This is a genomic window from Maribacter confluentis, from assembly GCF_030505015.1.
GTDB classification, from domain to species: domain Bacteria; phylum Bacteroidota; class Bacteroidia; order Flavobacteriales; family Flavobacteriaceae; genus Maribacter; species Maribacter sedimenticola.
Genome location: NZ_JAUKUC010000001.1, coordinates 1916449 through 1929729, shown reverse-complemented (window position 1 = coordinate 1929729; position 13281 = coordinate 1916449). Strand labels below are relative to the sequence as shown.

The 13281-nt window shown below is 38.3% G+C and carries 13 protein-coding genes; 4 read left to right on the top strand and 9 right to left on the bottom strand.

The features are described 5' to 3' along the window. Nucleotides 1-15: 15 nt before the first annotated feature. Nucleotides 16-1956 carry an alpha-amylase family protein gene (locus Q2T41_RS08495; RefSeq protein WP_304435724.1) on the bottom strand — a complete coding sequence of 647 codons (1941 nt, stop codon included), beginning with the start codon at nucleotides 1954-1956 and terminating at the stop codon, nucleotides 16-18. Between the two features lies 1 nt (nucleotide 1957). Next, nucleotides 1958-2902, bottom strand: coding sequence for a carbohydrate kinase family protein (locus Q2T41_RS08490; protein ID WP_304435723.1), 945 nt, complete (start codon nucleotides 2900-2902; stop codon nucleotides 1958-1960). A 181-nt stretch (nucleotides 2903-3083) separates the two neighbouring features. On the opposite strand from Q2T41_RS08490, the gene Q2T41_RS08485 reads away from it, so the two are divergent. The 4 genes from Q2T41_RS08485 (at nucleotide 3084) to Q2T41_RS08470 (ending at nucleotide 7142) form a co-directional block, all read left to right on the top strand. Continuing rightward, nucleotides 3084-4217 (top strand): SPFH domain-containing protein, encoded by a 1134-nt coding sequence (locus Q2T41_RS08485; RefSeq protein ID WP_304435722.1) that lies wholly within the window; start codon nucleotides 3084-3086, stop codon nucleotides 4215-4217. Between the two features lie 48 nt (nucleotides 4218-4265). Beyond that, the gene (locus tag Q2T41_RS08480; RefSeq protein ID WP_304435721.1) at nucleotides 4266-5348 is read left to right on the top strand and encodes a TFIIB-type zinc ribbon-containing protein; all 1083 of its coding nucleotides are present in this window, start codon (nucleotides 4266-4268) and stop codon (nucleotides 5346-5348) included. Further along, nucleotides 5345-6079 (top strand): metallophosphoesterase family protein, encoded by a 735-nt coding sequence (locus Q2T41_RS08475; RefSeq protein WP_089261003.1) that lies wholly within the window; start codon nucleotides 5345-5347, stop codon nucleotides 6077-6079. Before Q2T41_RS08480 ends, Q2T41_RS08475 begins: the two co-directional genes overlap by 4 nt. Before the next feature lie 64 nt (nucleotides 6080-6143). Next, a complete protein-coding gene (locus tag Q2T41_RS08470; RefSeq protein ID WP_089261266.1) occupies nucleotides 6144-7142 on the top strand; it encodes an acyl-ACP desaturase in 999 nt (332 codons plus the stop codon). 60 nt (nucleotides 7143-7202) lie between these two features. Here Q2T41_RS08470 and Q2T41_RS08465 read toward each other — a convergent pair whose 3' ends face one another. The 7 genes from Q2T41_RS08465 to Q2T41_RS08435 all read right to left on the bottom strand — a co-directional run bounded on the left by Q2T41_RS08465 (nucleotide 7203) and on the right by Q2T41_RS08435 (nucleotide 13253). After that, complete coding sequence (locus Q2T41_RS08465) at nucleotides 7203-7802, bottom strand: helix-hairpin-helix domain-containing protein (protein ID WP_304435720.1); 600 nt, start codon at nucleotides 7800-7802, stop codon at nucleotides 7203-7205. 31 nt (nucleotides 7803-7833) lie between these two features. Further along, entirely contained in the window at nucleotides 7834-8748 is a 915-nt protein-coding gene (locus tag Q2T41_RS08460) for an OmpA family protein (protein WP_304435719.1), read from the bottom strand. 577 nt (nucleotides 8749-9325) lie between these two features. Continuing rightward, nucleotides 9326-10879, bottom strand: a complete 1554-nt coding sequence (amaB, locus tag Q2T41_RS08455; RefSeq protein WP_304435718.1) for an L-piperidine-6-carboxylate dehydrogenase — start codon at nucleotides 10877-10879, stop codon at nucleotides 9326-9328. 78 nt (nucleotides 10880-10957) lie between these two features. Next, complete coding sequence (locus tag Q2T41_RS08450) at nucleotides 10958-11332, bottom strand: DUF1304 domain-containing protein (RefSeq protein ID WP_304435717.1); 375 nt, start codon at nucleotides 11330-11332, stop codon at nucleotides 10958-10960. Further along, nucleotides 11329-11871 (bottom strand): 3-hydroxyanthranilate 3,4-dioxygenase, encoded by a 543-nt coding sequence (locus Q2T41_RS08445; RefSeq protein WP_304435716.1) that lies wholly within the window; start codon nucleotides 11869-11871, stop codon nucleotides 11329-11331. The genes Q2T41_RS08450 and Q2T41_RS08445 overlap by 4 nt, the downstream gene beginning before the upstream one ends. A 108-nt stretch (nucleotides 11872-11979) precedes the next feature. Further along, entirely contained in the window at nucleotides 11980-12486 is a 507-nt protein-coding gene (locus tag Q2T41_RS08440) for a CAP domain-containing protein (protein WP_089260997.1), read from the bottom strand. Nucleotides 12487-12773: 287 nt separating this feature from the next. Next, complete coding sequence (locus Q2T41_RS08435) at nucleotides 12774-13253, bottom strand: CAP domain-containing protein (protein WP_304435715.1); 480 nt, start codon at nucleotides 13251-13253, stop codon at nucleotides 12774-12776. Nucleotides 13254-13281: the final 28 nt, after the last annotated feature.

Sequence of the window (13281 nt, the reverse complement as noted above, 5' to 3'; positions counted from 1 at the left end):
ATTATTTAACGACCATTAACTATTTTTAATCCACAGTTGTTGAAAAGGTTTTAAGGGCAGCTCGTTATTTATAAGCTCAAGAGGATGATCGGTTAGAAGATCAATAGTCGTATTACCAGTTTGAATGCCAATGGAATGCAGCCAGCCAATATCTAATTTTTCCGTTACCTCGTTAAAATTTGAAAGGATATAGATGTTGCATTCACCCTCTGTACGTTCGTAAACGAATATATGCGGATTGGGACATCCATATATTTTAAGGTTATTGGTGTCTTTGAAGACAGTATGATCTTTCCTTATACGGATCATATTTTTTAATCCTTTAAATATAATTGTTGGGGGGCTATCTGATGTTTTGTTCAATGTGGAAATAGTATTCCAATCTTGAAGTGGCCTATTCACCCAACGGTTATCGTTTACATGATCGGCATCTTGCTCAAAAGTATAGTCGTTCAAGGTGCCTATTTCATCCCCGGCGTAGATCATAGGTATGCCGCCAATCGTTAAGATGATACCGTGCATCATTAATATTTTGGCAATGGCGTAATCAATTATGTTTTTGTTATTTTGTGCCAATGCGGTTTCAAGACCCAAAAGGGATGCGGCACTACCGGTAATTCTTCCGTCTCCATTTTTAGGATTGTACATAAACATTAATCCTTTGGCAGGTGACCATGCCAATTTACCACAATAGTAATTTAATAAAAACTCTTTGTGTACCCTTGGGTCCCAACCCATAGAGGCTATAAAATTATCGTCATATCCAAGACCGATATCATCATGGCACCTAATATAATTTATCCAAGTAGCGTCTTTGGGTTTGGTTGGTATCTCGGTTAAGCTCTTTAGCATGAGAGATGCCTGTTTGGTTGCAATGGAGTTCCACAGTAACGCCATCAAAGAAGCATTATAGGCAATTTCACATTCATTGCCCTCTAACATTCCTTCGCCAAAATACTTGAGAATGTTTCTTGGGGCTACAATGGCCTCGGCCAAAAGTATTACTCCTGGCGCAATAACCTGAAGGCACATTCTAAAAAGGGAGATTAAGGCGTGGGCCTCCGGTAAGTTCTGTGATTGGGTGCCGAGCTTTTTCCATAGAAAGGCCAAGGCATCAAAACGGATTACGTCAACGCCCAAATTGGCCAAGGACATTAAGTTGGCCAACATTTCTATAAAAACTTCGGGGTTTCTATAGTTTAGATCCCATTGGTAATGATTAAAACAGGTCATTACCCATTTTTCCATTTCTTTGTTATAGGTAAAATTGCCCGGTGCAGACTGTGGAAAGATTTCGGGGAGCGTTTTTTCAAATTCATCTGGAATATGGCGTGTTGGGTATGTGTAATAATACCCTTGATATTTAGCATTGCCCGCTTTTGCTTTTTTGGCCCATTCAAACTCATCGCTCGTATGGTTGACCACAAAATCCAGCATTAGGAAAATTCCTTTTTTACGGGCATTTTTGGTCAAGGCAACAAACTCGTCCTTAGTGCCATATCTGGGGTCTATTTCATGATAGCTGTTTACTGCATACCCACCGTCATTTTCCCCGGCTGGCCTGGTGGTTACAGGCATTAAGTGTAAAAAATTGATTCCTAAATCTTTGAAATAGGGCAATTTTTCATTTAGACCGCTAATGTTTTTGTTAAAACGGTCCACATAAAGTTGCATGCCGACCATTTGTTCGCTCTGGTACCAGTTACCCGCCCTTAAGCGTTCAATATCTTGTTGTTGTAACGCCAAGGAACGTTGACCGTAAAGAGTTTCAAGCTGTTCAATGAGCACATAGAACTGATCTACATATTCCTTTTCGTTATAAAGTGAAAAAAACAAAGATTTTATTAATGAGAGATTGGTTGCCAGCCTCAGGTCAAAATAGGTTTTGAGCTGTTGTGCATCATCTATCTTTGGTTCTTTGGAAACCAAATAACGATGTAGTTCCGCTTGGTTCATTTTAAGCGTCTAGTTGTTGCATAGTTGGCAAAGATTCTATGGCTCCAAAATTGGTCGTGGTAATAGCACCCGCTTTATTGGCTTTGGTTACCATATTGGTAAGTACCTCTTCATTATCCAATAATGTTTCAATAGTAGGATATTTGGCAATTTGATACAATAGGCAGCCTATGAAGGCATCACCTGCACCCGTAGTATCTTTGGGGGTTACAGTAATACTCGCTATATTTTTTTGAAATTTTTTAGTACTCAACCAGGTCCCTTCACTTCCTAAGGTCACTACTATGATTTCCGTTCCCATTTCATGTAAAACTTCACAGGCTTCCTCTACGTTCTCTTTACTGGAAAGCAATAGTGCTTCTTCCAAACTAAATTTACATAATTGTGATTTTTCTATGAAAGTTTCGCACTTACGTTTGAATACATCCACCTTGTTTTTCCATAGGTCAACCCTATAATTGGGGTCAAAACTTATAAATGCGTTTTTGGTAAGGCCGTCAAATAAATATCTGCTATATGCTTCTTCTAAAGTGCCGCCCAATAATGCGGTAGCGGCTCCAAAATGCACAATGTTGTGCTCAAAATAAGTTTTAAGGGAGGAGTCATAAACCAGTTCCCTGTCTGCCCCTCTACTGAAAACAAAATCCCTTTCACCATCCTCGTCCAATGAAACAAAGGCCAAGGTCGTAAAGATGTCAGATTCTTGGGCCATGGATATATCTACCTTTTCATCCTCTAATATCCTTAAAAGAAATTTTCCAAAAGGGTCGTTTCCTACACAGCCTATAAAGAAGCTGTCACCTCCTAATTTACTGATGGCACAAGCCACATTTGCCGGTGCTCCGCCTGCTTTTTTTGTGAATTCATTTGCTTTAGATAAATCGCTCCCCTGATTTTCGGCAACAAAATCAATCAATAATTCCCCAATACAAAATATCTTTTTCATAAATCTAGACCGTAATTAGAAATTCTAATTTAATTAGAAAATATACCTATTTCCTAAAAATTCTTAATGAAATAATAAAATACCACTATGGGCAGCATTATTAACGATTATTATTCCGTGATATTTTGGCTCTGCTCTTGAAATGCATATCTTGAATTGCACAAAACAAAATTAGCTGACCATGAGCATATTCGATGAAATTAAAAAAAAACTTAGTCACGAATTTATAGATATAATAGAGTGGCTAGATGTTAACAATGAAACAATAGTCCATCGTTTTGAGCGCTATCAGAACGAAATTAAAAATAACGCACAATTAATTGTTCGTGAAGGGCAAGTGGCGGTATTTATTAATGAGGGGCAATTGGCAGATGTGTTTAAACCTGGCACCTATACATTGAACACTAAAAACCTGCCTATTCTTACCACACTAAAAGGTTGGAAATATGGTTTTGATAGTCCGTTCAAGGCTGAGGTATACTTTGTTAATACAAGACTTTTTACTGATGAGAAGTGGGGAACCAAAAACCCTTTCATGCTAAGTGACGACAGGTTTGGGTTGGTAGAGATCCGGGCTTTTGGGACTTATAGCTTTAGAATAAATGATCCAGGAAAATTTGTGATCGATGTGGTGGGTACAGATGGTAATTTTACCAACTATGAAGTCAATGAGCACTTAAAAAGTTTGATCGTAACCCGTTTTACCGATACCGTAGGCGAGGCAAACCTTCCTATAGAACTATATGCTGCAAATACTAGTGAATTGTCGGAAACTTGCCAAGAGGTCATGCAACCAGAATTTAATAGGGTAGGTATAGAATTGGAAAAATTCTATATTGAAAATGTTTCCATGCCGGAAGAACTTAAAAAGGAAATATTTGAATATAGTAGGTTAGATAAGTTGGATATGGGCAAGTTGGCTCAGTTCAAGGCGGCCAAAGCAATGGAGCTCGCTGCAAAAAATGAAGGTGGTACCGCCGGTGCGGGTATGGGCATGGGTATGGGTTTTGTATTGGCGCAACAGATGGGCGGTATGATGGGGCAACCTAGTGGACAACCTTTTGGTGGGCAACAGGTACAACCGCCAAGTCCACCACCAATACCGGTTGCCGTAGGATATTTTTATGCCGTTGGTGGGCAGCAATCCGGTCCGGTACCTATAGATAAATTAAAGGAATTGTTTGCTAGTAGGACTATCAATAGAGATTCTCTTATTTGGAAACAGGGAATGGAACAATGGGCACCATTAAAGGAAATAGAGGAGCTTAAATCATTTTTAGGAGGAAATACCCCGCCACCTTTACCCTCCGCCTAAACAAGATTATAAGTAGGTCACTACCCTTTAACCACAAGGGAATTTACTATGGACGAAATTCAAAAGTCAGAATACAAAAAAGCATGTGCCAATTGTGGGGCAGAGTTAAAGTTTAAACCTGGTTCGCATCAGTTAACTTGTGATTATTGTGGGTACGAGGAGTTTATAGAACAATCCAAAAGCAGTTTTGAGGAGCTTGAACTGGAACACTATTTACGGATAGTTGGGGAAAATGCATATACCCAGACGATTGAACTGCTACATTGTAAAAATTGTGGTGCAAACCAACATGTAGAAGAAAATTACAAATCGTTACAATGTGTGTATTGTAGTGAACCTTTAATACGTGAAGATGTAGAAAAAGAAGGATGGATATTGCCCGGAGCCCTAGTACCTTTTCAGTTAGATGCAAGAAAAGCCCAGACAGTGTTCAGGAATTGGGTAGCAAAACTTTGGTTTGCCCCCAATAAATTAAAAAGGGCCGCATTGGATCCAGAAGGGTTACATGGCCTTTATGTGCCCTATTGGACTTTTGATGCCAATTTAAAAGCATCCTATCAAGGGCAGCGTGGAGATTATTATTATGAAACGCAAACCTATAACAGTAATAAAGGTAAAAGGACAAGGCAGGTAAGAAAAACCAAATGGACATATGTTTCCGGTAATATCAGTGGCTTTGTAGATGATATTCTTATAAACGCATCAGAAAAAAAACAAAGGGAAATTCCACCAAAAGTAGGCCATTGGAATTTAAAGGAATTAGTGGCATTCAATTCAAAATATTTATCTGGATTTGTAACTGAAAAATATTCCGTTTCATTAAAGGAAGGTCATCATCGTTCTTTTCAAGAAGCCAAAAACAGGGCTTATAACTGGATTAGAAGGGATATAGGTGGAGATACCCAAAGAATTTCCAATGCGGACATTAAATTGTTCAACGAAACCTTTAAACATATTTTGGTACCGGTGTATATAAGCTCTTATAGATATGACGGTAAGGAGTATAGTTTTTATATAAACGGGCAAACCGGTGTGTTAAGTGGTAGAAGGCCATATTCTTTCTGGAAAATTTTCTTTTTAGTGGTTTTTATCATTGTTGTAATTGCGGTATTTGCGATTTTTGCTAAATGAGTACAAAACGAACATTGGTTGTAGGGGATATCCACTCAGGATTAAAAGGGTTAGAGCAGGTATTAGATAGGGCCGCTGTAACAACAAACGATACCCTTGTATTTTTAGGGGATTATATTGACGGATGGAGCCAGGCGGTAGAAACCATTAATTTCCTTTTGTCGTTAAGGGAACAGTACCACTGCATATTTTTACGGGGAAATCATGACGAGCTTTGTTACGAATGGCTAAGGGGTGCCGCAGACAATCCTACTTGGTTCATGCACGGTGGTGAAGCAACCGTTAATTCATATAACAAGATAACGGAGGCCGCTAAGGAAATTCATATGAATTTCTATGAAGGGCTAAACAATTATCATTTGGATAATAATAACAGGTTGTTCCTGCATGCAGGTTTTACCAATTTAAAAGGTATTGAGCATGAGTATTTCCAAAAAACATTTTATTGGGACCGTACCCTATGGGAACTTGCCCTGTCCTTGGACCGTAAATTGGATGAGGAACATATTCATTATCCAAAAAGGCTTAAGAACTATAATGAGATTTATATAGGCCATACCCCAGTTACAAGAATTGGTAAGACTACACCACAAAATGCGGCCAATGTTTGGAACATAGATACTGGGGCCGCCTTTAAGGGGCCGTTGACCATTATGGATATAGATACCAAGGAATATTGGCAAAGTGAGCCGGTTTATACGTTTTATCCCAATGAAATGGGTAGGAATTGATAAAACCTGTAACTTTACCTTAAAAGAGAGGGTTTTATTGACGAACTTTGAAAAAAAAGATACTATGCCGATTAAAAATATAAGATTGGAAGTGATGCAGGCATTGGAGCCTAAGGTTGAGGGATTTATGGATTCTTTCCTTATAAAACCTGAAGATATATGGCAGCCAACGGATTTTCTTCCAAATTCAGAAAAAGATACGTTTTTGCAAGAAGTAAAGGAATTGCGTGAGGAGTCCAAGGATTTGGGATATGACTTTTGGGTGACCATGGTTGCAGATACAATTACTGAAGAAGCTTTACCAACCTATGAATCTTGGTTAATGGATGTTGTAGGTATTGACCAACATGGTGATTATAAGACCAATGGCTGGGCCAAGTGGGTACGTGCATGGACTGCAGAGGAAAATAGGCATGGTGATGTATTGAACAAATATTTATACCTGTCCGGTAGGGTAAATATGAGAGAGGTTGAACTTACGACCCAACACTTAATTTCAGATGGTTTTGATATTGGAACCGATCGCGATCCCTATAAGAACTTTGTATATACTTCTTTTCAGGAATTGGCTACCAATATTTCGCACAAACGTGTTGGTCAATTGGCCAAGAAAAAAGGAAATGCACTATTAGGAAAAATGTGTACTATTATTGCAGGTGATGAAATGAGGCATCATTTGGCCTATAGGGAATTTGTGAAAACTATATTTGGTGAAGACCCATCAGGTATGATGATCGCATTTGCCGATATGATGAAGAAAAAAATTGTAATGCCCGCCCATTTCTTAAGGGAATCTGGCGGTACCATTGGTTCTGCATTTGAGAACTTTTCAAATTGTGCCCAACGTTTAGGAGTATATACGGCACAGGATTATGTAGATATTTTGGCTAAGCTAAATGCATTTTGGGAGCTGGAAAGCATGCGTTCCTTGAACGAGGAAGCAGAAAAGGCCAGGGATTATCTATTGAAGTTGCCAGCAAGGTTGGAACGAATTGCGGAACGCATGAAGTTTCCGGAAGACCAATACCATTTTAAATGGGTAGAGGCCAATGGTGCACTATAGGATATAAAAAATCCCGATTCAATGAATCGGGATTTTTTTATTATCGCTATTGAACAGTAGTTACAGTTTGCCATGTTTATGTTCTTCTTGCCATTTGGCAAGTTCTTTCCATTTACCTTCATAACACATTTTTGCCTGCATAGGCCAAGAGGCAGGGTCATGAATTTTATATCTTTTACCGCCGGTGTCCAATACTTTCTGGCAGTCCGCTACGGTAGATTCAGATAGTGCTTTCCATGTTTTAATACCATGGTCCTTGAACATGCCTTCAATTTTAGGACCAATACCCTCAACAATTTTTAAATCGTCCTGTTTAATGGTTTTTCCATACACAGCCTTGGCCGCAGTAGCATCAAAAGCAATGGAACTTGTTGCTGCCCCAGCTGCAAAAGAAGCTGCAGTGGCACCTAAATTGGTGCTTGGAGCACTTTTGGCCACCGGTGACGGTTCTACTGTTTTACTGGCGGCAATGACTTTTTTGTTGCACGCATCCAAGTCTGCTTGTAATTTGCTGTTACTTACTTTTAGCGTTGAGATTTCTGCAGAATTATCAATTTCGTTGTTTGAACCTTTGCCGATCAAATAGCCCAGGATACCACAGATGATTCCAACTAAAGCTGGAATGATCCAGCACCAAATATTCATAGTTTCAAAATTCATTTTTAATTTAATTTAGGAGATTAGTGTATGTTTATTTTAAAGTAATAACGGTTCTTCTGTTTTTGTCCCTGCCCTCTTCAGTGGCATTATCGGCAATTGGATCAGTTTGACCTTTTGAGGATGTTATGATCTTATCTTCGGATATACCATTTTTTAATAGGTAGTCTTTGGCAAAATTTGCGCGGTCCAAACCTAATCTCATATTGGTGCTGGCTTTTCCGGTGTTATCGGTATGGCCTACAATGTCAACTTGTGCTCCTTTTACTCTATCAAGATATTTAGAGATATCGGCAATTTTTTGACGCTGTGCCGCATCTAGTGTAATTGATGCTTGAGCGGTGTTGAAATATAGGATAAGGGGATCGGCCTGAATAGCATCATAAAGAGCTTTAAGTTCATCATCCGCCGTTTCTGATTTAGTGTCAAGACCAAATGAAACCGGACCATAATATATACCGTCTTTAGCGACCATATCATCCATAAGTTTGCCCAAAGTATTGATTTGGCTTGTTGAGACGCCTTTAGAAGCCAAGTCATTTTTAACGGAATTGGCCCTTGCAAGTCCTAAATTTGGAAAAGCTGTATTGTTTTCTTCATCACTGGTATAATACCCGGTGATATTAAGAATTTGATTTTCGTTACCGTCCAAATATGATTTTAGTTCTGAAATTCCCATGTTAACTTCAGCACTTAAAGGTTGAACAAAATCATTGGATGAAAGGTTGAAGTTATAATTATCGTTCGAGGAAAAATTGAGACCTTCTCCCTGAATGGCAAAGGGAAAAGAAGTGGCTTTAGGAGTTACCACGGTTGCCGGTGTTTCCGTAACGGTTTTGGCTGGCTCTTTGGTAAATGAACCACATTCGCTGCAAAAATAAATATACAGGAACGTACCGGCTACAATGGTAATCAACATCAATAATAAATTGGTGGTTGTTTTAGACATTATATATAGTGTTTAGTGTTTGATGTACAATGTATTAAAAAAATCTTAACAATGTTAAAATTTTAAAAGCTAATTGCCTTATAGTCAATCTGTAGGTTATTTTCCAGATATACTTAAAAGAAGACTATTTGTACAATCTTGGGGTTTATACATGAAAAGTTGAAATGTATACACCTTTAATTATTGCATTTTTGCAATATAGTTTTCAGGTATATATCTCCCCACAAAGATTGGGCATTGATATGACCTTTAAAGTTTTGAGTTAGTTGGTTAAAAAATCTTGTCTTCTATCATGTCGACAAGATTTTTTTATGCTAAATATTCAGGTAGCAAAAATCCAATTATACAATTTTTACGGTGAGTTGTACAGATTTTATAACTCTATAAAATATAAAATGCTAGCTTTCTAAAGCACTATAAATGAAGGAGTGGAATGAAAAAAAGGATAAGAAACATATTTAATTTCCTCTGCATGTTCTTCCTACTTGGGCTTCAAACCCTGCTACAAGGAAGCTGGTCCAATGAGCCAGCAAACGGTAAGACCGCTTAAAACATGCAAAGGAATTAATCTACTATTTTAAAGGTCGAACTTTATACCTTGGGCCAATGGCAGTTCCGTGGTATAATTAATGGTATTGGTTTGTCTTCTCATATACACTTTCCATGCATCTGAGCCACTTTCCCTACCGCCACCTGTTTCTTTTTCTCCACCAAAAGCACCACCAATTTCAGCACCTGAAGTACCTATATTTACATTGGCAATTCCACAATCACTTCCCCAAGCGGAAAGAAATTGTTCCGCTTCACGAAGGTTATTGGTCATTATTGCTGAAGATAGTCCCTGTACCACACCATTTTGTATGGCAATGGCATTTTCCACGTCACCGGAATATTTTATTAGATATAGAACTGGAGCAAATGTTTCATGCTGCACAATTTTAAAGTGGTTTTCTGCCTCTGCTATGGCCGGACGTACATAGCAACCGCTTTCATACCCTTGTCCTTCCAATACTCCACCTTCTACAATGAGGTTGCCGCCCTCGTTGACCACTTGTTGCAATGCTTTATTATATTGCAATACGGCATCCGTATCAATCAATGGCCCCACATGATTATTTTCATCTAAGGGATTTCCTATTCTTAATTGGTTATAGGCAGCGACTATGGCATTCTTTACTTTATCATACATAGATTCATGTATAATCAATCTTCTGGTAGATGTACAACGTTGCCCTGCTGTTCCTACTGCACCAAAAACTGCTCCGATTACCGTCATTTTAATATCGGCATCTGGAGTTACTATAATGGCATTGTTGCCACCTAACTCCAATAACGATTTACCTAACCGCGCCGCGACGGCCTGGGCAACAATTTTGCCCATTCGTATAGATCCCGTTGCTGATACCAAAGGAATACGGGCATCACCGGTCATTAATTCACCTACGTTGTAATCCCCGTTGATCAAACATGAAATTCCTTCCGGTAGATTATTCTCTTTGAAGACAGTAGCCGCTATATGTTGACAAGCAATGCCGCACAGAGGTGTTTTTTCTGAAGGTTTCCAAATACAAACATCTCCACAGATCCATGCCAATGCAGTATTCCAGGCCCAAACGGCTACAGGAAAATTAAATGCGGATATTATGCCCACCACACCAAGGGGGTGATATTGTTCATACATTCTATGTCCTGGTCTTTCCGAATGCATGGTCAAACCATGCAATTGCCTGGATAGACCAACCGCAAAATCGCAGATGTCTATCATTTCCTGAACTTCTCCCAAACCTTCTTGGTAGCTTTTACCCATTTCATAAGAGACCAACTTCCCTAACGGTTCCTTGAGTTCACGAAGTTTATCGCCAAATTGCCTAACAATTTCACCTCTTTGTGGTGCAGGTTTGGTCCTCCATTCCTTAAAAGCGGCAGTTGCGGTGCCCATTACTTGTTCATAATCTTCTTTAGTAGTGGTTTTAACCTTGGCGATCAAGGAACCGTCTACGGGTGAAAATGACGCTATAGTTTCACCGGATGAAAAATTGTTGGTACCTGTAGAGGAACCTTCGTTGATTTCCTTTATTCCTAAAACTTTTAGGGCATCGTAAATACCGAAATCTGAGGCTGTTTTTGACATTTTATAACTTTTAAAGCAATTAATGTTAGATATATTACAAAAATACAAAGAATATCATGTAATATAGGCGGGTAGAATTTATAAAAAATATTTTATGACTGCCCATAGAACAAAACCTATCAATGCGGGCATACCTTGAACAATAAATATTTTTTTAGCAACGGAATATGCCCCATATACCCCTGCAACAACTACACAGCCCAAAAAGAACAACGCTATATTTGCCGACCATTCTGGGTCGTTAATGAATAAGGACCATAGTAGGCCGGCCGCCAAAAATCCATTATAGAGGCCTTGATTTGCGGCCATTTTTTTAGTGGGTTCAAAAAGGTCACTAGGAAAATTTCTAAAAACCTTTTTGCCTTTTGTTGTCCAAGCAAACATTTCCAGATATAAAAAATAGATATGCATAGTGGCTACCACAATCGTTATGACCTTAGCTAGGAAAATCATTCTTCTTTTGCAATAAAACGTTCATCTACAGGCATTACCGTACCACAATTATTACATGTTCGCAATGCTTTAGAGCTATAGAAGTGTTTAAAATGGGATAAAAAATCCTTTTCAATATCGGTCAGGGTAAAGTACGCTTCATATAATTTGTGGTTGCAATTATCACAGAACCAGAGCAAGCCGTCATCAACATTCATATCTGCTCTTTTTCGTTCTATCACTAAGCCAATGGATCCTTCCTTACGCACAGGGGAATGAGGTATTTTTGCAGGATGTAGATACATATCTCCCGGCCCTAGGTGCATGGTTCTTTTTTTACCATCTTCTTGAATATGCACTTCAATATTTCCTTCTAATTGATAAAAAAGCTCTTCCGTTTCGTTATAGTGGTAATCTTTTCTTGCGTTGGGTCCCGCTACGATCATGACAATATAATCTCCGGCATCTTTGTAAAGGTTTTTATTGCCTACGGGAGGTTTTAAGGAAGCTCTATTTTCTTCAATCCATTTATTAAGATTAAAGGGTGCTCTGATACTCATAGTTATAATTTTAATTGAAAGTTATAAAAACGGATGGCGCTTACCTAAAACTTGGACATAAAAAAAGCCTTTGTTCAACAAAGGCTTTTTAAAAACTATATTATTTGACTATCTAAAGAACAATTGTGTGAAATATAGATCTCCATTGTTGTTTTCCTTAATGCTTATGGCAGAGTAGTCATAATCTCCTTCTATATTGACTCTATGTCCCGGGCTATCGATCCAAGCTTCAAAAGCTTCTTGTACCGTATCATAATTTCTTGCTACATTCTCCGCTACATATACGGCTCCTGTTCTTTTTGAGATTTTTTCTGCACGTTCCCCAAATTTAGCATGGCTTGTGTTTCCTTTTTGTATCATATAGTCTGTATGAAGGCCCGCATAATAATAGGTAGTACCTTCAAAAGTCATCTCGTTTAGGCCAATACTTACTCTATACGTATTGATTATATCAAACAGTTCAGCTTCCAAAGCATTGTGTTTATCAGAACTGACTAAGGTAACCTTTGTTGCCGGCTCTTCGTTTACTTCTTCATAACCTGCAAAATTTTCATATTTGGAACATGAGGACATTAAGATGATGAACAATGCTAAAGTAGGTAAGGATAATTTCATTTTTGGGAAACTTTAATTTTTAATTACAGTTCAAAAGTACTCCCAAGAATCATGTTAGGAAGAAATATATCCATAGAGGTGCCAAAAAACTCGATAAGCTGTAAATTTAGCATTAATGGGCGCTTATCGACCAAGTGCAAGGGTCATTTCATCGTTAAAAAGTGTATTTCGTATGGTTTTTTGCACTTCATCCGCTAAATAAAACGGATGAACGGAAATATCTATATGTAAGAAATCTCTTAAGGTACTTTTTATCCCAAAAAGTGTATAAATTATCTGAAATTAGATTACAGCTTATAAAAAAGCTGCGTAAAATAATAATTCCCTAATTCATCCTTTTTGACACTAACACCGGTATGGGTAAAATCTCCTTCCATTGTTTTTTTGTGACTACTGCTTAAATACCACCCTTCAAAGGCCTCTATAGCAGACTTATAATCCTTGGCCACGTTCTCTGCCACCATTTTCACTTCTATCTCAGAATTGATCTTAGCGGCCCTGGAACTAAAATTATCATGGCTTATGCTGCCTTTTGCAATCATATAGTCAGTGTGAACATTGGCGTATTTATAGGCCACTTCACTAAATTCAAGCGCATTGATGTTTAAACCAATTCTGTGCTTGTTTACAATCTCCAATAGGTCGAGTTCTATATCAAGTACATTCTCTGTTTCTACATAGGGCAAACCTTCTACAGGGTCACTGGTGCAAGAACCAAGAATTACTACAAATAGGACAGTGACCGCATAATGCAATCTCATTTTCATATAGTGTCATTTTGTAATAAAGCCTTTT

Coding starts and splice junctions, on each gene's coding strand:
- Q2T41_RS08450 (WP_304435717.1), bottom strand. CDS start 11,332: ATGATTTTCCTAGCTAAGGTCATAACGATTGTGGTAGCCACTATGCAT.
- Q2T41_RS08470 (WP_089261266.1), top strand. CDS start 6,144: ATGCCGATTAAAAATATAAGATTGGAAGTGATGCAGGCATTGGAGCCT.
- Q2T41_RS08445 (WP_304435716.1), bottom strand. CDS start 11,871: ATGAGTATCAGAGCACCCTTTAATCTTAATAAATGGATTGAAGAAAAT.
- Q2T41_RS08490 (WP_304435723.1), bottom strand. CDS start 2,902: ATGAAAAAGATATTTTGTATTGGGGAATTATTGATTGATTTTGTTGCC.
- Q2T41_RS08485 (WP_304435722.1), top strand. CDS start 3,084: ATGAGCATATTCGATGAAATTAAAAAAAAACTTAGTCACGAATTTATA.
- Q2T41_RS08495 (WP_304435724.1), bottom strand. CDS start 1,956: ATGAACCAAGCGGAACTACATCGTTATTTGGTTTCCAAAGAACCAAAG.
- Q2T41_RS08440 (WP_089260997.1), bottom strand. CDS start 12,486: ATGAAATTATCCTTACCTACTTTAGCATTGTTCATCATCTTAATGTCC.
- Q2T41_RS08465 (WP_304435720.1), bottom strand. CDS start 7,802: ATGAATTTTGAAACTATGAATATTTGGTGCTGGATCATTCCAGCTTTA.
- Q2T41_RS08475 (WP_089261003.1), top strand. CDS start 5,345: ATGAGTACAAAACGAACATTGGTTGTAGGGGATATCCACTCAGGATTA.
- Q2T41_RS08435 (WP_304435715.1), bottom strand. CDS start 13,253: ATGAAAATGAGATTGCATTATGCGGTCACTGTCCTATTTGTAGTAATT.
- amaB (WP_304435718.1), bottom strand. CDS start 10,879: ATGTCAAAAACAGCCTCAGATTTCGGTATTTACGATGCCCTAAAAGTT.
- Q2T41_RS08480 (WP_304435721.1), top strand. CDS start 4,266: ATGGACGAAATTCAAAAGTCAGAATACAAAAAAGCATGTGCCAATTGT.
- Q2T41_RS08460 (WP_304435719.1), bottom strand. CDS start 8,748: ATGTCTAAAACAACCACCAATTTATTATTGATGTTGATTACCATTGTA.